The organism is Christiangramia sediminis, assembly GCF_020552705.1.
GTDB lineage: Bacteria > Bacteroidota > Bacteroidia > Flavobacteriales > Flavobacteriaceae > Christiangramia > Christiangramia sediminis.
In genome coordinates this window covers 428,433-449,371 of sequence record NZ_JAJBZG010000005.1, presented here as the reverse complement: position 1 = coordinate 449,371, position 20,939 = coordinate 428,433, and the positions used below count along the sequence as shown (strand labels likewise).

22 protein-coding genes are annotated in these 20,939 nt (G+C 38.5%); 21 read left to right on the top strand and 1 reads right to left on the bottom strand.

Annotation, left to right across the window (positions count from 1 at the left end):
* Window positions 1–609 (top strand): DUF4254 domain-containing protein, encoded by a 609-nt coding sequence (locus LGQ90_RS11435; protein WP_229341191.1) that lies wholly within the window; start codon window positions 1–3, stop codon window positions 607–609.
* A 6-nt stretch (window positions 610–615) separates the two neighbouring features.
* Window positions 616–1,683 carry a glycosyltransferase family 9 protein gene (locus LGQ90_RS11430; RefSeq protein ID WP_229341190.1) on the top strand — a complete coding sequence of 356 codons (1,068 nt, stop codon included), beginning with the start codon at window positions 616–618 and terminating at the stop codon, window positions 1,681–1,683.
* A gap of 154 nt (window positions 1,684–1,837) precedes the next feature.
* On the opposite strand, the gene LGQ90_RS11425 is transcribed toward LGQ90_RS11430, so the two are convergent.
* On the bottom strand, window positions 1,838–2,887 hold the full coding sequence (locus LGQ90_RS11425; protein ID WP_229341189.1) for a ferredoxin--NADP reductase: 1,050 nt from the start codon (window positions 2,885–2,887) through the stop codon (window positions 1,838–1,840).
* A 96-nt stretch (window positions 2,888–2,983) separates the two neighbouring features.
* Here LGQ90_RS11425 and LGQ90_RS11420 point away from each other — a divergent pair, with 96 nt between their 5' ends.
* The 19 genes from LGQ90_RS11420 to LGQ90_RS11330 all read left to right on the top strand — a co-directional run bounded on the left by LGQ90_RS11420 (window position 2,984) and on the right by LGQ90_RS11330 (window position 20,932).
* Window positions 2,984–4,468, top strand: a complete 1,485-nt coding sequence (locus tag LGQ90_RS11420) for a DUF5687 family protein (RefSeq protein WP_229341188.1) — start codon at window positions 2,984–2,986, stop codon at window positions 4,466–4,468.
* 10 nt (window positions 4,469–4,478) lie between these two features.
* Window positions 4,479–5,189, top strand: a complete 711-nt coding sequence (locus LGQ90_RS11415) for an ABC transporter ATP-binding protein (RefSeq protein WP_229341187.1) — start codon at window positions 4,479–4,481, stop codon at window positions 5,187–5,189.
* 94 nt (window positions 5,190–5,283) lie between these two features.
* Window positions 5,284–7,824: a type IX secretion system periplasmic lipoprotein PorW/SprE gene (gene porW, locus LGQ90_RS11410; protein WP_229341185.1), complete on the top strand. Its 2,541-nt coding sequence runs from the start codon at window positions 5,284–5,286 to the stop codon at window positions 7,822–7,824.
* Between the two features lie 11 nt (window positions 7,825–7,835).
* Entirely contained in the window at window positions 7,836–8,234 is a 399-nt protein-coding gene (locus LGQ90_RS11405) for a bactofilin family protein (protein WP_229341183.1), read from the top strand.
* On the top strand, window positions 8,215–8,430 hold the full coding sequence (locus LGQ90_RS11400) for an AtpZ/AtpI family protein (RefSeq protein ID WP_089666065.1): 216 nt from the start codon (window positions 8,215–8,217) through the stop codon (window positions 8,428–8,430). The genes LGQ90_RS11405 and LGQ90_RS11400 overlap by 20 nt, the downstream gene beginning before the upstream one ends.
* Window positions 8,431–8,814, top strand: a complete 384-nt coding sequence (locus LGQ90_RS11395; RefSeq protein WP_229341181.1) for a hypothetical protein — start codon at window positions 8,431–8,433, stop codon at window positions 8,812–8,814.
* A gap of 135 nt (window positions 8,815–8,949) precedes the next feature.
* Window positions 8,950–10,050 (top strand): F0F1 ATP synthase subunit A, encoded by a 1,101-nt coding sequence (atpB, locus tag LGQ90_RS11390; RefSeq protein WP_229341179.1) that lies wholly within the window; start codon window positions 8,950–8,952, stop codon window positions 10,048–10,050.
* A gap of 24 nt (window positions 10,051–10,074) precedes the next feature.
* Entirely contained in the window at window positions 10,075–10,296 is a 222-nt protein-coding gene (atpE, locus tag LGQ90_RS11385; protein ID WP_011711113.1) for an ATP synthase F0 subunit C, read from the top strand.
* Between the two features lie 84 nt (window positions 10,297–10,380).
* On the top strand, window positions 10,381–10,875 hold the full coding sequence (locus tag LGQ90_RS11380) for a F0F1 ATP synthase subunit B (protein ID WP_229341178.1): 495 nt from the start codon (window positions 10,381–10,383) through the stop codon (window positions 10,873–10,875).
* A gap of 3 nt (window positions 10,876–10,878) precedes the next feature.
* On the top strand, window positions 10,879–11,433 hold the full coding sequence (atpH, locus tag LGQ90_RS11375; RefSeq protein WP_229341177.1) for an ATP synthase F1 subunit delta: 555 nt from the start codon (window positions 10,879–10,881) through the stop codon (window positions 11,431–11,433).
* A 44-nt stretch (window positions 11,434–11,477) separates the two neighbouring features.
* The gene (atpA, locus tag LGQ90_RS11370; RefSeq protein WP_229341176.1) at window positions 11,478–13,058 is read left to right on the top strand and encodes a F0F1 ATP synthase subunit alpha; all 1,581 of its coding nucleotides are present in this window, start codon (window positions 11,478–11,480) and stop codon (window positions 13,056–13,058) included.
* Window positions 13,059–13,148: 90 nt separating this feature from the next.
* A complete protein-coding gene (gene atpG, locus LGQ90_RS11365; RefSeq protein ID WP_229341175.1) occupies window positions 13,149–14,009 on the top strand; it encodes an ATP synthase F1 subunit gamma in 861 nt (286 codons plus the stop codon).
* A 136-nt stretch (window positions 14,010–14,145) separates the two neighbouring features.
* Window positions 14,146–14,589 carry a hypothetical protein gene (locus tag LGQ90_RS11360; RefSeq protein WP_229341174.1) on the top strand — a complete coding sequence of 148 codons (444 nt, stop codon included), beginning with the start codon at window positions 14,146–14,148 and terminating at the stop codon, window positions 14,587–14,589.
* A gap of 60 nt (window positions 14,590–14,649) precedes the next feature.
* A complete protein-coding gene (locus tag LGQ90_RS11355; protein WP_229341173.1) occupies window positions 14,650–16,092 on the top strand; it encodes an oligosaccharide flippase family protein in 1,443 nt (480 codons plus the stop codon).
* Window positions 16,093–16,095: 3 nt separating this feature from the next.
* Window positions 16,096–16,530: a dUTP diphosphatase gene (gene dut, locus LGQ90_RS11350; RefSeq protein ID WP_229341171.1), complete on the top strand. Its 435-nt coding sequence runs from the start codon at window positions 16,096–16,098 to the stop codon at window positions 16,528–16,530.
* A 21-nt stretch (window positions 16,531–16,551) separates the two neighbouring features.
* Window positions 16,552–17,562 (top strand): sugar nucleotidyltransferase, encoded by a 1,011-nt coding sequence (locus LGQ90_RS11345; RefSeq protein ID WP_229341169.1) that lies wholly within the window; start codon window positions 16,552–16,554, stop codon window positions 17,560–17,562.
* A 9-nt stretch (window positions 17,563–17,571) separates the two neighbouring features.
* Window positions 17,572–18,936: a tetratricopeptide repeat protein gene (locus tag LGQ90_RS11340; protein WP_229341167.1), complete on the top strand. Its 1,365-nt coding sequence runs from the start codon at window positions 17,572–17,574 to the stop codon at window positions 18,934–18,936.
* Complete coding sequence (gene lolB1 / locus LGQ90_RS11335) at window positions 18,936–19,706, top strand: lipoprotein insertase outer membrane protein LolB1 (protein ID WP_229341165.1); 771 nt, start codon at window positions 18,936–18,938, stop codon at window positions 19,704–19,706. The genes LGQ90_RS11340 and lolB1 overlap by 1 nt, the downstream gene beginning before the upstream one ends.
* Window positions 19,703–20,932 carry a murein hydrolase activator EnvC family protein gene (locus LGQ90_RS11330; RefSeq protein WP_229341163.1) on the top strand — a complete coding sequence of 410 codons (1,230 nt, stop codon included), beginning with the start codon at window positions 19,703–19,705 and terminating at the stop codon, window positions 20,930–20,932. Before lolB1 ends, LGQ90_RS11330 begins: the two co-directional genes overlap by 4 nt.
* Window positions 20,933–20,939: the final 7 nt, after the last annotated feature.

Below are 20,939 nucleotides of genomic sequence, written 5' to 3'. Positions count from 1 at the left end.
ATGTTTTCAGATAAAGCAAATAAAATTTTTCAGAAAGTAATTGAAAAATACCACGAAAAAGACAGTGTAGACCAGGAGTTTAAAAATCCTTATGATGCCGAAAAAGATCTTTTGGAGCATCTTTTATATAGAAAATGCTGGATAGATACCGTGCAATGGCATTATGAAGATATTATTCGTGACCAGAATATAGATCCTGTTGCAGCCTTAAGTCTTAAAAGACAGATCGATGCTTCCAACCAGGATCGTACCGATACGGTGGAATATATTGATAGCTATTTCCTTGAAAAATATAAAGAGGTGGAAACTAATACTGATGCTACCATCAACTCTGAAAGCCCTGCCTGGGCAATAGACAGACTTTCTATCCTCGCACTAAAGATCTATCATATGGCTGAAGAAGCTAATAGAAAAGATGCTTCCCAGGAACACCAGATGAAATGTAAAGCCAAGCTGGATGTGTTATTGGAACAAAGAGTAGATCTTTCTACCGCGATCAATCAGTTACTGGATTCTATCTCTAAAGGAGAAAAATATATGAAGGTGTACAAGCAGATGAAAATGTACAATGATGAAGAACTAAACCCGGTACTTCGAGGTAATAAATAAATTAAGATGAGTAGCTCGGGAGATCTTTCGGCTGATAACAGCGGAAAAGTGCAGCATATTTTAGCGATACGCTTTTCTGCCATGGGTGATGTTGCCATGACGGTGCCGGTGCTAAGTGTATTAGTGCATAAATACCCTCATTTGAATGTTACCGTGCTTACCAAACATTTTTTCAGACCACTTTTTAGCCATTTACCTAACGTTACCATTTATGAAGCCGATCTAAATGGCGTACATAGCGGGGTGATTGGTCTTGGAACCCTGGCAACCGAACTTCGTGATGAAGAAATTGATGCCGTGGCCGATCTTCATGATGTATTGCGCACCAATGTGCTGAGGTCTCTATTCTATTTCTACGGAATACCTTTTAAACAAATTGATAAAGGCAGGGCGGAAAAGAAAGCTATTACCCGTGAGAATAATAAAGAATTTAAGCAGCTAAAGTCATCACACCAGCGTTATGCCGATGTTTTTGAAAATTTAGGTTTTCCGCTGGATCTTTCAGAATATTCGCCACCTCCTAAAAGAAAACTTCTTTCCAAGGTATACGATATTGTGGGAAAGCAGTCTCAAAAATGGCTTGGGATCGCCCCATTTGCACAACATGACTCTAAATGCTATCCTGAAGATCTTATGGAAGAGGTGCTTGCGACGCTATCTTCCCGGGGAAATATCAAGATTATTCTATTTGGAGGTGGTGCTTCGGAAAAAGAAAAACTTGAAAACTGGGAACAAAAATTTCCAAATGTAATAAGTGTAGTGGGTAAGTTGAGGTTTACGGAAGAACTAAGCCTTATTTCCAACCTTGATGCAATGCTTTCCATGGATAGCGGGAATGCCCATTTAGCGGCTATTTACGGAGTCCCGGTGGTGAGTATTTGGGGTGTAACCCATCCCTATACCGGCTTTAAGGCCTTTAATCAACCCATGGAGAACTGTATTTTGCCTGATCTTGATCTTTATCCCAAGATCCCTACTTCAGTTTACGGAAATAAAGTCCCGGAGGGCTACGAAGATGTCATGCGCAGTATTCCTCCGGAGAAAGTTATTCAAAAAGTCCTCGAGAACCTCTAATTAAACAGACTGTAACCTTTTCACCTCTCCATTGGAGAGATCGGAACTGTTTTTTTAGTTCCGGGTGAGGGGAAATAAAAAAATTCGATATCTGTTTTCGAATCAAATCAGTGAAATATTACCTTCAACTATCGGGATTTTAGAATTTTTTTATTTAAACGTCGTCGAAATCAACTTTTAAGGTCGGGGTTGTGGGATGTGCCTGGCAGGTTAGAATAAAACCTTCTTCGATCTCATCTTCTGTGAGGATCTGGTTTTTACTCATTTCTGCCTTACCCTCAGTTATTCTGGCCATACAACTACTGCAAATACCTCCCTGGCATGAGTAAGGTACATCAATATCATTTTCCAGGGCGATATCAAGCACCACCGCTTTTCTGTCCATAGAAAATGAAAATTCCTCGTCATCAACTGTAATTGTGACCGCGGTTTGCCCGTCTGTATCACCTTCAATCTCTTTTTCTTCCGCAGTCGCCGTGAAAAGTTCAAATTGAATTTGATCTTCGCTTACCCCATTTGTTTTAAGCACCCCAGAAACATGATTGATCATGGCTTCCGGTCCGCATAAATAGAATTTGTCAAATGGATGGTCCTTAAACTTATTCTTTATAACGTAATTAACCGTACTGGTCTCAATACGTCCAAAATGTGAATTTTCTTCCCTGGTTCTGCTGTACACGAATTCTACAAATAATCTATGAGGAAATTGTGATTGTAACTGCAGAAGCTCCTTGAAGAAAATGGTATCGTCTATAGATTTATTTCCGTAAGTGAGCACAAATTTACTGTGAGCTTCATCGCGAAGCACAGTTTTTATGATAGAAAGAACAGGCGTTATCCCGCTACCTGCAGCAAAGGCTGCATAATTTTTCCTTTCTTCACCCGGGGTAAAAATAAATTTTCCTTCAGGAGGATGAACTTCAAGAATATCTCCCGCACTTAGTTTATTATTGGCAATTACTGAAAATTTTCCGCCTTCTACCTCCTTAACCGTTACTTTAAATTCTTCTGAATTTGGCGCCGAACATAAAGAATAGGCTCTTCTTAGTTCTTCACCATCAATTTTGGTCCTGATCGTAATATATTGTCCTGCGGAAAAATTAAATTCTTCTTTCAGGTTTTCTGGAATTTCAAAAGATAAACTCACCGCCTGAGAGGTTTCGCGAATTATTTCCTTTATTTTTAGCGGATAAAACTTACTCATTATTTTTTGTTTGTGCGCAAAAATACAAAGTATGGTGGTTTTAGAAATGTAACAAAAGTTTAAATTTCTCTACCAATTAAATAAATAACGATTTTTATGTTTAAGAAATTCGTCTGGCTCGAGTGGAAATCCTTCCTTAGATCGGCCAGTTTTGGAAAAAGTCTGGGTCTTAAAATCCTTATGGCTTTCCTTGCTTTATACTTTTCAGCAATGTTTCTTTTTCTTGGGATTGCACTCTTTCCTATGTTAAAAGAAATTTATCCGGACGCTGATCCCCTAAGAGTCGTAAATGGTTTTATTCTTACCTATTTTTCTTTTGAACTGCTTTTTAGATTTTTATTGCAAACCCTGCCGGTTATAGATATTAAATCTCTAATGATCCTGCCCGTTAAAAAAAGTAAAGTGGTTAATTTCGTTTTAGTAAAATCACTTTTTTCTTTTTATAATTCCCTCCCTTTACTGCTAATAGTGCCTTTCGGCCTCTTTTGTATCATAAGAGAAGATTATCCTGCGGCAAATATGCTGGGATGGATGCTTGCAATCTATACTTCCACCCTGTGTATTAATTACCTCAATTTTATAATAAAAAAGCGATTTACAGATAATCTCAAGGCTTTGCTTCCGGTGATTGTTGTGGGTTTAATTCTGGCTCTTTTAGATTACCTGGAGCTTTTCCAGCTAACCGATTATTTTGGAAGGATATTTAATTATATTTATTCTCAGCCACTTTTGGCAATCATCCCGGTTTTATTATTGATTCTCCTGTATATCTGGAACTATAAAAATCTATTCGGAAAATTTTATCTGGATGCCGGCTTGAAGGGAAAAAGCAAAGCGGCCAGCACCGCAGAATTTAGCTGGACTAAGAAATTTGGAAGTATCGCGCCTTTTCTTCAGCAGGATCTTAAACTTATCTGGAGAAATAAAAGGCCGAAAACCACGATCTATCTGTCACTTATTATTTTAGGCTACGGACTTATTTTTTATCCGAATGATACCTATCAGGAAATGCCGGCATTCTTTGTTTTTGTTGGTATTTTTATGACAGGAATTTTCATGATCAATTTTGGACAGTTCGTGCCTTCCTGGGATGCTTCTTATTACCAGATGATCATGGCTCAGAATATCCCGATGCAACAGTACCTGGCATCAAAAATGGGACTTATCACTTTTAGCGTGGTGGTTTTGGCCATTTTAACCACACCCTATGTTTATTTTGGATGGAATATTCTGTTACTAAATTTAGCCTGTGCACTTTACAATATGGGGGTTAATGTTCCCATGCTCCTCTTCGCGGGTTCTTTCAACAAAAAGGCGATAGATTTAGATAAGAGTCCGTTTATGAATTACCAGGGAACAGGAGCTTCACAATGGTTGGTGAGCCTACCATTGCTGGTACTTCCAATATTTTTCTTCTGGCTGGTAAATAAGTTTGTGAATTATGAAGCAGCCTTAGGAGTAATTGCAGGTCTGGGAATAATTGGTTTATTATTAAGACCATCAATTCTAACTTTCCTGGCTCAAAAATACCGCCAGAGAAAATATGTGACGATTCAGGGGTTTAAACAAAAAGGAGATTAAAAATTTTATAATGATAACAGCAACGAATCTTTCGAAAGTATATAGTGGCAATAAGGTGTTAGATATTGAACATCTGGATATTCCTTCAGGGCAGAATTTCGGTCTCGTGGGAAATAACGGAGCAGGGAAAACAACCTTTTTTAGCCTGTTATTAGATCTTATTCAGCCTACCACCGGTAATATTTTCAATAACGAAATTACCGTAAGTCAAAGTGAAGACTGGAAACCATTTACTTCTTCCTTTATAGATGAAAGTTTTCTCATTGGCTACCTGACTCCTGAAGAATATTTTTACTTTATTGGGGATCTTCGGAATAGAAATAAAGCAGATATTGACTCTTTTCTTACCCAGTTTGAAGATCTGTTCAATGGGGAGATCATAGGGCGTAAGAAATACCTCAGGGATCTTTCTAAGGGAAATCAGAAGAAAGTAGGGATCGTTGCCGCTTTAATTGGCGATCCTGAAGTCGTGATCCTTGATGAGCCTTTTGCAAATCTGGATCCTACCACACAAATACGGCTTAAAAAACTACTGAAAGAACTTTCAAAAACATCAGGAACTACAGTGCTTATTTCCAGCCACGATCTAATTCATGTCACTGAAGTTTGTGAGCGCATCGTGGTCCTGGACAAAGGAATTATTGTTCGGGATATGGAAACTTCAGAAGCCACCCTTAATGAACTGGAGCAATACTTTTCAAGAGAAATCGCCGAAAGCTAGAAAGAGCCTTATTGGACTTTAGAAAAAGAAGTTTACTTTTACATACTAAACTAGTTGTATCAAAGTTATTCATGATACCCACAATTGGTTCATTTTGAATACGTTTACGCGATTTACTCTTTTTCTTGTCCTTTCTGCAGTGATCTTTAGCTGTTCCAGGAAGAAGGATACTTTTATAAATAGAAATTATCACGCAGTAACTGCGGAATATAATGCCTTGTATAACGGCCAGCTGGCGATAGAACAGGGCAGGGAGGAAATCAATCAAAATTATGCTGATAATTACTGGGATATACTCCCCGTAGAAAGACTGGATGTAGATGATAAAATTTTGCTACCAGATAGTGTAAGAAATCAGAATTTTGGAAGAGCGGAGGAAAAAGCGGTCAAGGCTATTCAAAAGCATTCTATGCAGATCAGCGGAAAAGAACGCAATCCTCAAATGGATGAAGCCTATCTTTTACTGGGAAAGGCCAGATATTTCGATCAGCGGTTTATCCCGGCTTTAGATGCTTTCAATTATATCCTTTATCGTTATCCTGCCAGCGACAATATTAATCACGCCAGGATATGGCGCGAAAAGACCAATATCAGGATTGGAAATGAGAAACTTGCCATAAAGAATCTTAAAAAGATACTGGAATCAGACCGGCTGGAAGATGAGGATATTGCCGATGCCAGTGCGAGTCTTGCGCAGGCTTACATCAACCTGAAGCATTTAGATAGTGCAGTAACTCCCTTATATAACGCAGCAGATTTTACTGATATTAATGAAGAAAAGGGGCGGTATTTTTATATTCTGGGTCAGCTCCACAATCGTCTTGGAGAGACCTCTACGGCAAATGCTGCTTTTGATGAGGTGATCGAATTAAACCGAAAATCTCCCCGAATTTATTACGTGAATGCGCAGGTCCAGAAGGCCAGGAACTTTGATTTTAACTCCGGAAATAACCAATACCTGCTTGATCTTTTAACTGAATTGGAGCAGGATCGCGAGAATAGGCCATATCTTGATAAGATCTATTTTCAGCTTGGAGAATATTACAGCAGGCTGGATTCTACTGAAACTGCTTTAGAATATTACAATAAATCACTAAGATCACCATCCAGTGATATCTACTTGAAATCCATTAATTACGAAATTCTGGCCAATATTAATTTTGACCGGGCAAAATATCAGGATGCCGGGAAGTATTTTGACAGTACACTTACCTATATGTCACCGGGTCTATTGGAATACAGAACAATTAAGAAAAAAAGAACGAATCTTGATGATGTTATCAAATATGAACAGATAGCAGAGGAGACCGATAGTATTTTAAGATTGTCGGGGCTTTCTGAAGAAGAACGTATAGCCTATTTCACTGAATATACCGATGCACTTAAAGCTAAAGCGATAAAGGATATGGAGGCCGGGGAGTTACCGGTTTATACCGCGAGTATCGGCCCGGAAAATAATTTTCCTTCAGCAAATGTGCCCCCGGCGGGGCAGGCTAATTCTGGCAATTCGTTTTACTTTTATAATCCAATTCGTGTGTCCAGAGGAGCTCAGGAATTTATGCGTGTTTGGGGGAGCCGAGAGCTTGCTGATAATTGGAGATGGGGTTCTACAGCCTTAAACCAGAGCTCAATTAATCCTCAGGAACGATTAATGGATATAAACCTGGATAACGATCCGCTTTATGACCCCATGACCTATGTAAGTCAGATTCCCGGGGAACGTTCAGTTTTAGATAGTTTGGCCACACAGCAAAATTTGGCGTATTATCAGTTAGGAGTCATTTACAATGAGAATTATGGCGAATATGATCTGGCGGCGGAAAGGCTTGAATTCCTTCTGCAAAATGAACCTCAGGAGCGTTTAATACTCCCTGCAAAATATAATCTGTATAATATCTATGGTGCACAGGGAAGATTGAGGGAGCAGGAAGAAATTAGGAATGATATCCTTCAGAATTATTCAGATTCCAGGTATGCAGCCTTTATTACTAATCCAGAAAGTATTCAGGTAGACGAGAATAGTCCGGAGGTGCTTTATAATAAGTTGTATCGCCGTTATGAAGATCAGGAATATGAAGAAGTGATCAAAAGTGCGAATGAATATGTTGGGCGTTTTACGGGAGATCCTATTGTTCCTAAATTCGAGCTTTTAAAAGCAAGAGCTACGGCACGACTTATGGGAGTAGATGCTTATGAAAAGGCTTTAGGTTATGTTGCGGCAACCTATCCGCAAACACAGGAAGGACAAAAAGCTCAGGATATTATCAATAAGACAATTCCGGAATTAAAGAATCTTGAGTTTGCAGCAGATAGTCTTCAAACTAATTTTAAATTGATCTATCCTGTTGAAAATATCGAATCGGGACAGGCAATGAAATTGAAGGATTCTTTAGAAAAAGCTTTATCAGAATTAAGCTACAAAAATTTAAGTGTTTCGGTAGATACTTATGACATTGACCGTAATTTCGTAGTAGTTCATGGATTACAGACCAGATCCAGGTCACTTGGGTTTCAGGAATTATTACGAGAGAATAAAAACTATAAAATTGCCAGAGAAGCTTTTGTAATGTCCGCAGAAAATTATAGAATTGTACAAATTAAGAAAAATTTAAGAAATTATCTGGACAATAATTAAAGCCTGCCACTATGTTTTCTGAGACGAAAAAGAACAAAACTTCAACCAATCAAAATGAACAAAATAGAATAGCTGCGGGAACACTTATTACCGGCGAAATTTCCGGGAAAGGCTGCTTCAGGATTGAAGGAACCCTGGAAGGAAGCTTAAAAACCCCGGGCAAAGTTGTTATAAGCGAAGGAGGATTGATCAACGGCAGTTTAGAGTGTGAAAATGCTGATATTGAAGGAAGTTTTAAAGGTAAGCTATTTGTTAAAGGTACGCTTAGCCTGAGAGCTCAAGCTAATATTGAGGGGGAGGTAATAGCAGCTAAACTCGCTGTAGAACCAGGAGCCGTTTTTAATGCTACCTGTGAAATGAATGCCGGGGTAAAGCCACTCAAAAAGGAAAATGAAAAAAGATCAGCGTAATAAATATCTGGGATTTGTTAATATTGCGCTTCAAATGGGCATTATTATAGCAGCGGGAGTATTTCTTGGAATCTGGCTGGACGAAAAATTCCCGAATAAATATTCCGCCTATACCATCTCTTTATCGTTATTGGGAGTTTTTATAGCCCTTTACCAGGTATATCGCTCGGTTAAAAATTTGAATGAAGACGAATAAATGAAAGCCAAATTAACTCCATTTCTTAAAATTTTTATTCCGTTCTCTATTTTACTCTTCGTAATCCAATTTTCAATTGTAAATTATCTTTTAGAGATTGAATTTTATTATTCTACAATTGCGGTGTATGCTTTTCACGTTACTGCCACTTTTCTTATTTATCTCTTTCTCGCTTTTGTGCAAAAATCTTTTAGCGATAAGACGGGATTTGCCTTTATGGCCTGTAGTCTTTTAAAGATGTTAGCTGCAGTACTCTTTCTCCTGCCTATGATGCTTAACGATGTGCCTAATCCATTTCAGGATATGATCGCATTTTTTATTCCATATTTCCTGTTTCTTATTTTCGAAACCATTTATGCTGTAAAGCTTATAAATATTAATTAACGAACTGTCTTTCAGTAAAATCGTTAAAATTGCCGAAACACCTAAAAAAATATACGGCGGGCTTTCAGATAAAAAAGAAAAGTATACCTTTGCACGGAAATTTAGAGCCCATAATTTTTAAGTAGAATAGGTACTATGACAGCACAGAAATCTTTAGTGATTAGCTTGTACTTTGCATTAGCATTTGCCATTTTCCCTTTGTTTACCGTTGCTCAGGAACAGGAGCAGGAGCATAAGTCACTTCAGGAGGCTGGAGAAGAGTTTAACGCGACCGAGATGATTATGCATCATATTGGGGATGCTCACGAATGGCATTTCTTTGGTGGAGGTGAGAACTCAGTTACTCTTCCGTTGCCTGTGATACTTTATACTGAAGGTGGGCTGGTAACTTTTATGTCCAGTGAGTTTCATCATGATACCGAAGGGCAGCATGTAGTAGAAAAAGACGGAATGCGTTTCGTAAATCTTCATGAAGATATCTATAGACTGGATGCTGGTGCTGAAGCTGTAGAATTTGATGCGGAACACCATCCTGTAAATGCCTCTAAGCCCTGGGATCTTTCTATTACAAAGAACGTGGCCGCAATGTTCCTTACGGTGATCTTAATGCTTCTTTTCTTTACGAGCCTGGCAAGACACCATAAAAAGAATGAACATGCACCAAAAGGCTTTAATAATGTTTTAGAAACATTGGTTCTTTTTGTTAGAGATGAGATCGCATTGCCTCAGATTGGAGAAAAAAAATATATGAAGTTTATGCCGTTTTTATTATCGGTATTCTTCTTTATCTGGATCACGAATTTGATGGGGTTATTACCAGGTGCGGCTAACGTAACAGGTAATATCGCCGTAACCGTTTCTTTAGGTCTTTTTACCATGTTAATTATGATCTTTAACGGAAATAAGGATTTTTATAAGCACACCTTTTGGATGCCGGGTATTCCAACATGGGTAAAACCTATTCTTGCTATTGTAGAAGGACTAGGATTGCTTATTAAACCTGCAGCACTTATGATTCGTCTTTTTGCGAACATTACTGCAGGGCATATTATCATTCTAAGTTTAATTGGATTGATATTTATATTAGAAAATGCAGGTATTGCAGGAGTTTCGGTTCCCTTTGCCTTATTTATAACAGTACTGGAATTGTTAGTAGCATTCCTTCAAGCGTTTATTTTTACGATTCTGTCGGCTCTATTTATCGGGATGGCAGTTGAGGAACATGAACATCATTAATTTTAATTTTTAAATTTTTCTATTATGGAATTATTGTATGTAGGTCTTGCAGCTTTAGGAGCTGGACTAGCGGTTCTTGGAGCCGGAGTAGGTGTTGGTAAAATTGGTGGTTCTGCCATGGATGCTATCGCACGTCAGCCAGAAGCTTCTGGAAAGATCCAGACAGCTATGATTATCGCTGCTGCACTTGTAGAGGGTGTTGCTCTTTTTGGAGTGGTTGCCTCTTTATTAGGTGTATTAAGATAATTAATTTCAAAGAGTCCCTTTCGCAACGGTTGGTTGCGAAAGGACTTCTTTAAATGATGTTTTTAACTATTATTATTTAACACTATGGATTTAATAACTCCCGAAATTGGCTTGTTCTTCTGGCAAACCATCGTTTTTTTAGTATTGCTTTTCCTTATGGCGAAATTCGCCTGGAAACCTATTCTTAGTTCAGTAAGGAACAGAGAACAATCTATTAACGATGCGTTGGCTTCAGCTGAAAATGCACGTAAGGAAATGCAGAATCTTAAATCAGATAACGAGCAGTTGATGAAAGAAGCTCGTGCTGAAAGAGATGCGATCCTTAAAGAAGCCCGTGAGTTAAAAGAAAAAGTGATTGCTGATGCTTCTGAAGAGGCTAAGGTAAAAGCTGATAAGATCGTTGCAGACGCAAAAAGAAGCATTGAGCTTGAAAAGCAATCTGCAATGGCTGAATTAAAAAATCATGTAGCTGAACTTTCAGTGGAGATCGCTGAAAAAATAGTTCGTAAGGAACTTTCAGGTAAAAATGAACAACACCAAATGATTGAAAAGATGATTGGTGATGCTAAGCTAAACTAAGTTATGAGAGGAACCAGAGCTGCACAACGTTACGCAAAGGCGATCCTTTCTTTAGCAAAGGATAAGAATTCGGCGGAAGCTGTAAATGAGGATATGATCTCAATTTCCAAAACTGTTCTAAACAGCAGGGATCTTGAAAATATGCTTACCAGTCCTGTAGTAAAAGATAGTATTAAGAAGAGCGCCTTGCTTGAAATTTTCAAGGATCTTAATGCGGTATCCAAAGGTGCGATTAATGTCTTGTTAGAAAATGGCAGAATTAATATTCTTCATTTGGTAGCCAGGCAGTATATTATTTTACATAATGAAATGAATAATGTACAGCAGGCGGTTGTTACCACTGCAGTACCTCTTGATAAAGAACTTGAAGCTGTAATTCTCGCGAAGGTGAAAGAATTAACAGGTTCAAAAGCCAGTCTTAAGAGTATCGTTGATGAAAACATCATCGGTGGTTTTGTGTTAAGAGTGGGGGATTTGCAATATGATGCAAGTATTTCCCGCAACCTTACCAGGCTAAAAAGAGAATTAAAAGACAATACATACGTTTCAAAAATTTAATTAAAACCGTCACATGTTAATGTGGCATTTTATCTTGAATAATTATGGCAGAAGTAAATCCTGCTGAAGTATCAGCAATATTAAAACAACAATTATCAGGTTTTGAATCCAAGGCCTCTTTAGATGAAGTAGGTACCGTTCTAACCGTAGGTGACGGTATTGCTAACATTTATGGACTCGCTAATGCTCAATATGGAGAATTGGTTCAATTTGAAAGCGGTCTTGAAGGGATCGTTCTAAACCTGGAAGAAGACAATATTGGAGTAGTACTTTTAGGTCCTGCAAACGAGATCAAAGAGGGTTCTACAGTAAAAAGAACTCAGCGTATTGCTTCTATTAATGTTGGAGAAGGAATTGTTGGCCGTGTGGTTGATACATTAGGAGCTCCAATTGATGGGAAAGGTGCAATTGAAGGGGAGACTTTTGAAATGCCACTTGAGCGTAAAGCTCCGGGGGTAATTTTCCGTCAGCCAGTAACTGAACCACTTCAAACGGGAATCAAATCTATCGATGCCATGGTACCGGTAGGAAGAGGACAACGTGAATTGGTGATTGGTGACCGTCAAACCGGTAAAACCGTTGTTTGTATTGATACTATTCTAAACCAGAAAGAATTTTACGATGCTGGGGAACCAGTATACTGTATATATGTGGCTATTGGTCAGAAAGCTTCTACAGTTGCGGCAATTGCTAAGACTCTTGAAGATAAAGGTGCTTTAGCCTATACAACTATTGTTGCGGCGAATGCATCAGATCCCGCTCCAATGCAGGTATATGCTCCTTTTGCAGGTGCAGCAATTGGGGAATATTTTAGAGATACAGGTCGTCCTGCATTGATCGTTTATGATGATCTTTCTAAGCAGGCGGTAGCATATCGTGAGGTTTCCCTGTTACTTCGTCGTCCACCAGGACGTGAAGCATATCCTGGGGATGTATTCTTTCTTCATTCAAGATTATTAGAGCGTTCTGCAAAAGTTATTAATGATGATGCGATCGCAAAGCAAATGAACGACCTTCCAGACAGTCTTAAAGACAAGGTAAAAGGTGGTGGTTCACTTACAGCGCTTCCTATTATTGAAACTCAGGCAGGTGACGTTTCAGCATATATTCCAACGAACGTAATTTCGATTACAGATGGGCAGATCTTCTTAACTTCAGACTTATTTAACTCGGGTGTACGTCCTGCAATTGATGTGGGTATTTCAGTATCTCGTGTGGGTGGTAACGCTCAGATTAAGTCTATGAAGAAAGTTGCGGGTACCTTAAAACTGGACCAGGCTCAGTATCGCGAACTTGAAGCATTTGCTAAGTTTGGATCTGACCTTGATGCAGCTACCAGGAATGTGATTGAAAAAGGTAAGCGTAACGTGGAGATCCTTAAGCAGGGACAAAATGATCCTTATCCGGTAGAAGACCAGATCGCGATCATTTATGCAGGTTCTAAAAACCTGTTAAGAGATGTACCTGTAGATAAGGTTAAAGAATTTGAAAGGGATTATTTAGAATATCTTGATGCTAAGCACAGAGATACACTGGATACTCTTAAGGCAGGAAAACTGACAGATGAAGTAATTGATACTTTAACTCAGGCTGCGAAAGAACTTTCAGCTAAATACAAGAACTAGTAAGGCCCCTCCCATCCTCCCCGAGGGGGAGGGGTTAGATTATAAAATTGAATACTAATTTCTCCCCTTTGGGGAGATTAAGAGGGGCTTATGGCAAACTTAAAAGAATTACGTAGCAGGATCACTTCAGTTTCCTCAACGATGCAGATTACTAAAGCCATGAAAATGGTATCAGCTGCAAAATTGAACAGGGCTCAGGATGCAATTACCCAAATGCGTCCCTATTCTGAAAAGCTTACTCAATTGCTACAAGATTTAAGTGCTACATTAGATGATGATGAGGGTAGTAAATATGCAGAGGATCGCGAGTTGAAAAATGTTTTGATTGTTGCTATTTCATCAAACAAAGGATTGGCCGGAGCTTTTAACACTAATATAATAAAAGCTGTAAAGTACAAGGCTAAGAACGATTATAAAGCTAAAAATATAGATATCTATAGCCTTGGAAAAAAGGCCAACGATATTTTGAAAAAGGAATATGATATTCATAAGAATAACAATGATATCTATGAGGATCTGAGCTTTGAAAATGCTTCAGTGATAGCCGAAGAATTGATGCAACTTTTTCTTGATGAGAAGTACGATAAGATTGTTCTGGTGTACAACCAGTTTAAAAATGCCGCCACGCAAGTTGTTAAGCATGAACAGTTTTTGCCTATCGAAAAATTTGATTCTGAACAGAACAAACAACTGGATTATCTTTTTGAGCCATCTAAGGTGGAGATCGTAAAAGAGCTTATACCTAAATCTTTGAAAATGCAATTATTTAAAGCGCTTAGGGATTCATTTGCTTCAGAGCACGGTGCACGTATGACGGCCATGCACAAAGCGACAGAGAACGCAACAGAGCTTCGAGATGATCTTAAACTTTCTTATAACAAGGCAAGACAGGCATCTATTACTAACGAAATATTAGAGATCGTTGGTGGAGCAGAGGCATTGAACGGATAGTTTGTCATTCCGAGCGTAGCGAGGAATCTCAATCCGGTAACTATAAATTACAAATATATTAAGCCCTCAATTTAGAGGGCTTTTTTATTTGGTATGGGTTTTGTTTTTATAACTTCAACTCGAAAAACCATATAATATGAAAAATGCACTACACTTAATGACCGGAATCTTTATTCTGACTCTTTTTGCCTCTTGCGGTAGTAATAAAGATCTTCAGGAACGTGCTCCGGCTCAATTCAATGAGGTTTATTATACCTATACTTCTAATGGAATTCAGTTAAATATTCCTGTGGCAGCAATTCAGGATCAAAGGATCACTATGGATGCTGTTTATTTTCATGGGATGAAATCTGAATTGAATAAGAGCGAAGAAAAACCGAATCTTTATGTCGCAAATTTCCGCATGGGAAGCGAGGATATGATCATGCATGAGGATCCTAAGGAAGAATACGGGAATAGACCCCCGCAATTACCTGAAGAAAGCCCATTTTCTATAGACGAGGATGAAGCTATTCTGGTTTTCACTCAATATGATAAGCTCAAATATTACAAACTAACAGGGATTGTGGAAAAGGAATAATGCGAAAGCTTTTATAATGCTGATTTATTCAGATATTTGTAGTAAACCAACCTGCTCCTGTTGAGTACTTTAAAAAGATTTTTTCAAGACACTCTTATTTACGGTTTTGCAACGGTATTTCCCAGATTAATGAATTTTATACTGGTGCCGTTGCATACTGAAGTATTGCCTGCTGAAGAATATTCGGTTAATACTGTATTCTATGTCTGGGCGGCTTTTTTTAATGTACTGCTTACCTATGGGATGGAAACTTCCTTTTTTAGATTCTTTAGCCGGGCAAAGGAAAAATCCAATGTGTTTTCTACAGCTTTTATAGCACTTACTGTAAGTACGATCTTATTTGCTATAGGTGTATTTATCTTCCAGGATGACCTAATTGCGCTGATGGATCTGGATCCATTTTACTTCAGGTTACTTTTTAGTGTATTGGTGTTGGATACCCTGGTAGTGGTTCCTTTTGCTTATTTGAGGGCAACTGGCAGGCCGGTAAAATTTGCCGGGATCAAGATCATCAATATTCTGATAGTTGTAACTCTAAATGTTTATTTTTTATGGTTTGTAAGAGATTATCCTCAGTTCGCCCCGCAGTTTGTATTAGATAATTACGGACCTAAAGATATTGTAGGATATATATTCATTGCCAATCTGGCCGCGAGTGCTGTAACTTTTTTACTTTTATTACCCTATTTCTTTAAAACAAAGATCACTTTTGATTTCTCTATTTTCAGGCAAATGTGGAAATACGGCTGGCCCATAATGGTTGCGGGAATTGCATTTGTGATCAATGAAAATCTGGATAAACTGCTAATCAAGGATATGATCTCAGATGAAGTGATGGGAGCATATGCAGGATGTTACAAGCTTGCAGTTTTTATGACCATCTTTGTTCAGGCTTTTAAAATGGGTGCCGAGCCGTTCTTTTTTAATCATTCAGAAAAGGATAATGCCCGGGAAACTTATGCAGATATTTTGAAATATTTCGTGATCGCAGGAAGTCTTATATTTCTTGTATTGGTATGCTTTATCGATTTTTTCAAAAATCTGGTGATCCGTGATCCTGAATACTGGATGGCCATTAGCATAGTTCCAATAATTTTACTGGCAAATTTATTTCTTGGGATCTATCACAACCTTTCCGTATGGTATAAGCTAACAGATAAGACCCGAACTGGAATGTATATTTCCATTCTAGGGGCGGTAATTACTATTGTGTTGAATTTAGTGCTTATTCCCCTCTTTGGTTTTATTGCGGCTGCCTGGGCTACCCTTATCGCCTATGGAAGCATGATGATCGTTTCTTACTTCCTCGGAAAAAAGTATTATCCTGTACCTTATGATATGAAGAAAATAGGAGGTTATCTATTTATTTCTATACTCATCTCAGGAATCTCATTTTATATTTTCCCCGGAAATTATTTCGTGGGAATACCGTTATTATTACTATTTATCGGGTTAGTCTATTTTTCAGAAAAAGAACAAATTCTCAAAATCATACAATCTTAACTTATGGAGATTAAAATAATAAACAAGTCAGGGCATAATTTGCCGCATTACGAAACCGATTTTTCAGCAGGAATGGACCTTCGGGCCAATATTGATCAGCCAGTAACTTTAAAACCATTGGAAAGAGCTATCATAAAAACCGGGCTTTTTATTGAACTTCCTTTAGGTTTTGAAGCTCAGGTAAGACCTCGAAGCGGGTTGGCTGCTAAAAAAGGGATCACCGTCCTTAATGCACCTGGCACGATTGATGCCGATTATCGCGGAGAAATAGGGGTGATACTTGTAAATTTGTCCAATGAAGAATTTGTAGTGAATAATGGGGAAAGAATCGCCCAAATGGTCATCGCAAAACACGAACATATATCCTGGAAAGAAGTAGATATTCTTGGTGAAACTTCACGTGGAGTCGGAGGATTTGGAAGTACAGGAAATAAATAAAAACTAATTTAAAAAATTGAAATGAAAATTATCGTACCAATGGCAGGTCGTGGTTCACGACTTCGTCCACATACTTTAACCGTACCAAAACCGTTAATTCCTATAGCGGGCAAACCAATCGTACATCGTCTTGTAGAGGATATCGCCAAGGTGTTAGATGAGAAGATAGATGAAGTTGCCTTTATTATCGGCGAGGATTTTGGGGAAAAGGTTGAACAGGACCTTATGAAGATCGCCAATAGTCTTGGAGCTAAGGGAACGATCTACTACCAGGATAAACCACTTGGAACCGGTCATGCGATCATGTGTGCAAAGGAATCATTAAGCGGTCCTGCGGTCGTCGCCTATGCCGATACGCTTTTTAAAGCAGACTTTAACCTTGATAAATCGGCAGATGCTGTAATGTGGGTCAAGAAAGTTGAAAATCCTTCTGCATTTGGAGTAGTAAAACTTAATCAGAATAATGAGATCACAGATCTGGTGGAGAAACCGGAAGAATTTGTTTCAGATCTTGCAGTTATCGGTATTTACTATTTCAAAGATGTTGAAGTTTTGAAGAACGAACTGCAAAATGTTCTGGACGCCAAGCTAACTCGTGGAGGTGAATATCAGATCAATGACGGGATCGAAGCGATGCGTAAAAGCGGATTGAGATTCGTACCGGGTAAAGTTGATGAATGGATGGACTGCGGGAATAAAAATGTAACTGTAGAGACTAACGGCAGAATGCTCAATTTCCTTCATAAAGATGGAGAAAAACTAATTTCAGATTCAGTTATGATCAAAGATTCAGAAATTACAGAGCCATGCTATATTGGAGAAAACGTAGAATTGATCAATGCAAAGATAGGTCCTAACGTTTCTATAGGTGATGGCACCAAAATTGAAAATTCTAATATCAAGAATAGTCTTATTCAAACTTTTTCTGAGGTAAAAAATGCCCGTCTTGATAATGCAATGATTGGGAATCATGCTAAATTTGATGGGGAGTTTACCCAGATAAGTATTGGAGACTATTCGGTCCTCGAATAAAATATAATTATGAAGAACCTGTTTATCATCCTGATGATTGCTTTACTGGCAATTCCTGTTAATTCGCAGGAACTGCCTCAGCTTTTTCAGGATGTTAGCCAGGATGACCTCGGAAATGTGAGCGATGAGTTTCAGGAATCTTTTTTTGAAGCTCTAAAACAGAAAGGCATTGAAAATTATGAAAAAGCAATCACTGCTTTAGAAAAATGCCTGCAGCTGGATACGGAAAAGTCGGTGGTTTATTTCGAATTAGGCAAGAACTATCAGGAACTTGAACAGTTTGATAATGCGATTGCCAATTTCAAAAAGGCAAGTGAGCTGGAACCTCAAAAAGAATCGATTCTGGTCTATCTTTTTCAAACTTATGCAATGACTGAGGATTTTGACGGGGCCATAGCCACTTTAAAAAAGCTTATTCCCATAGATGAATCTTATAAAGAAGATCTTGCCAACCTTTATCTGCTGAATGAAAATTATGATGAAGCACTTAATTTGTTAGATGAGCTTGATGCGAAACTCGGTGTTAACTCTTACCGGAATTCATTAAGGCGTCAAATCTTTGCACGCACAAATAACACGGGTGCACAAATAGAAAACCTGCAACAGGGAATTTCAGCGAATCCTGATGTGGAACAGAATTATCTCAATCTTATTTACATCTACAGTGAGCAGGGTGAAAATGAAGAGGCCTTTAAGGTCGCTCAGGAGCTTTTAAAGACGAATCCCGGCTCTACGCTTGCGCATCTGGCTCTTTATAAGTTCTATCTAGACAAAGGCGATACCGATGCTGCAGTAGCTTCCATGAAAATCGTTTTTGAAAGTGAAGAAATAGATCCTGAATCAAAATTTAAGGTTTTGAATGATTTCCTCAATTTTGTTCAGGAAAATCCAACATACGAAGAAGACCTTATTGAAGTTGCCGGAAAACTTTCAGAATGGGAAGATGCTCCTAAATTGTATGAGCAGCTAGGTAGCTATTATCTGAAAAAGAATAATAGGGAAGATGCGTTAAAGTTTTTTGAATTGGGTCTAAAAGAGAATCCCGAGAACTTTGAATTAACAAAGAATACACTTCTTTTGCAGTTGGAATTTGAAAAATATGAAGCTGCAAAAGAATTAAGCGGCGAAGCATTAGAAGGATTTCCTTCTCAGCCTCTGCTTTATCTGTTTCAGGCGGTGGCACTGAACAGGCTCATGGATTATAAGGCAGCGGAAGAAAGTTTACTGGAAGGCCTGGATTATTTGTTGGAAGATAGCCTTATGGAAATTGATTTTTATTCCCAGCTTGCGATTAGTTACAATGGTATGAAAAATGCAGATAAAGCTGAAGAATATCGCCTTAAGGCAGAAAATTTAAAAAAAGAAATTAACTGATGTTAAAGAGAATATTTGCCCTGATCCTGCTTTCCGCTTTTATAGTTTCCTGCGGAGGTAGCAGGTCCGTTGGAAAAATAGCAACAAAGGATGCTGAAGCCGTTTCAGTAATTAAAAAGCATTATACAGCAGAAACTCAATTTAAAACAGCTTCGGGGAAACTCAGGGCGGTTTATCAGGATGAAGAAAAAACACAATCTGTGAACCTAAGTTTTAGGTTGGAAAAGGATAAAGCGATCTGGTTGAGCGCAAGTATTCTTGGATTTCCTGTGGCCAAAGCCTATATCACCCCAAATAGTGTGAGTTACTATGAAAAGGTAACCCAGACCTATTTTGATGGCGACTTCAGGCTGGTTAGCGAATTCTTAGGCACCAGCCTTGATTTTCAAAAACTTCAGAATTTATTAATAGGTCAGGCGATTTATGATCTACGTGAAGAGGAATATAATTTTGTGCAGTCTCCTCGTGGTTTTCAATTTGTAAAGGATGACGGATCGGTTATGAAAAAAATGTTTCTTCTGAATCCGGCAAACTTTAAAGCAGGAGCCCAGCAATTAGCCCAGGAACAGGAAAATCGGAGTTTAACGGTGACTTATTCAGATTATCAGGAAGTGGATGGATTGATCTTTCCAGATAACATCAAGATAATTGCCAATGAAGGAGGTTCAAGCACCAATATTGACCTTACCTACAGATCTATCAGTTTTAATGAGGAAGTTAGTTTTCCATTTGACATTCCATCAGGTTACGAAGAAATCAGTTTAAAATGATTGAACTAAAGTTTTCAAGATCCCTACTTTTATTATTTTTTCTATTCTTTGGTTATAATTTAACCAACGCTCAAACCAATCGTGAAGATCTCGAAAAAAGGAGGATCGAACTCCGTAATGAGATTAGCCGGATCAATGAGCTTCGAATTTCAAACCAGAAAAAGCAACGTTCGGTATTGGGACAGGTGGAGGACCTGAATCAACAGATAAAAAGTACCGAAGATCTTATAAAACTTACCAACCAGCAGGCAAATTTACTTACCAGGGAGATCAATACCAATACTAATAAAATTGGACAGCTAAGAAAAGAGTTGGAGAAGCTGAAAGAAGATTATGCCCGCATGATCGAAAAATCCTATAAAAGTAAATCTCAGCAAAGCCGCGTGATGTTTTTATTGTCTTCAAAAAACTTTTTGCAGGCCTACAAGCGACTTCAGTATATGAAACAGTATACAAATTATCGTAAACAGCAGGGGGAAGAAATTAAAGCCAATGCAACTGAATTACAGCAACTCAATGCAAGGCTTGTTCAGCAGAAAGAAGAAAAAGAAAAGCTTGTTGCTGAAAACAGAAAAACCAGGGCGCAACTTGAGGAGAATAGGAAATCTCAACAAACTCTTATGGCCACAATTAGACAGCGTGAGGGGCAATTTGCAACGCAAATTAGAAACAAACAAAGTGAGATCGATGAGATAGACCGCGCTATCGATAAGATGATCCGGGAGTCTATTGCAAAAGCAAATAAGGAAAGCGGCAGTGGTTCAACTTCCAGAAGTACTTTTGAATTAACTCCGGCGGCGAAAGCTCTTGCAGCAGATTTCAATAATAATAAGGGTAAGTTACCCTGGCCGGTTAAATCTGGGATTGTGACCATGCGTTTTGGAAAACAACCGCACCCGGTGGTCTCATCTGTAATGGTCAATAATAATGGTGTTCGAATAGATACCGATAAGGGTGGAAAGGCCCGGGCAGTTTTTAATGGAACGGTGAGTGAAGTTCAGGCAGTGAAAGGTGCCAATCAGGCGGTAATGGTAAGACACGGTGATTATATTACCATCTATAACAACCTCGAGGAAGTATATGTAAAAAGAGGGGATCAGGTTACTACCGAGCAGGAAATTGGAGAAGTTGCCACCAGTAGATCTACGGGTAAGACTACCCTACACTTTCTACTTTACAGGAATGACCAGAAAATGGATCCAGCAGACTGGATCTACAGGATGTAATATCAAA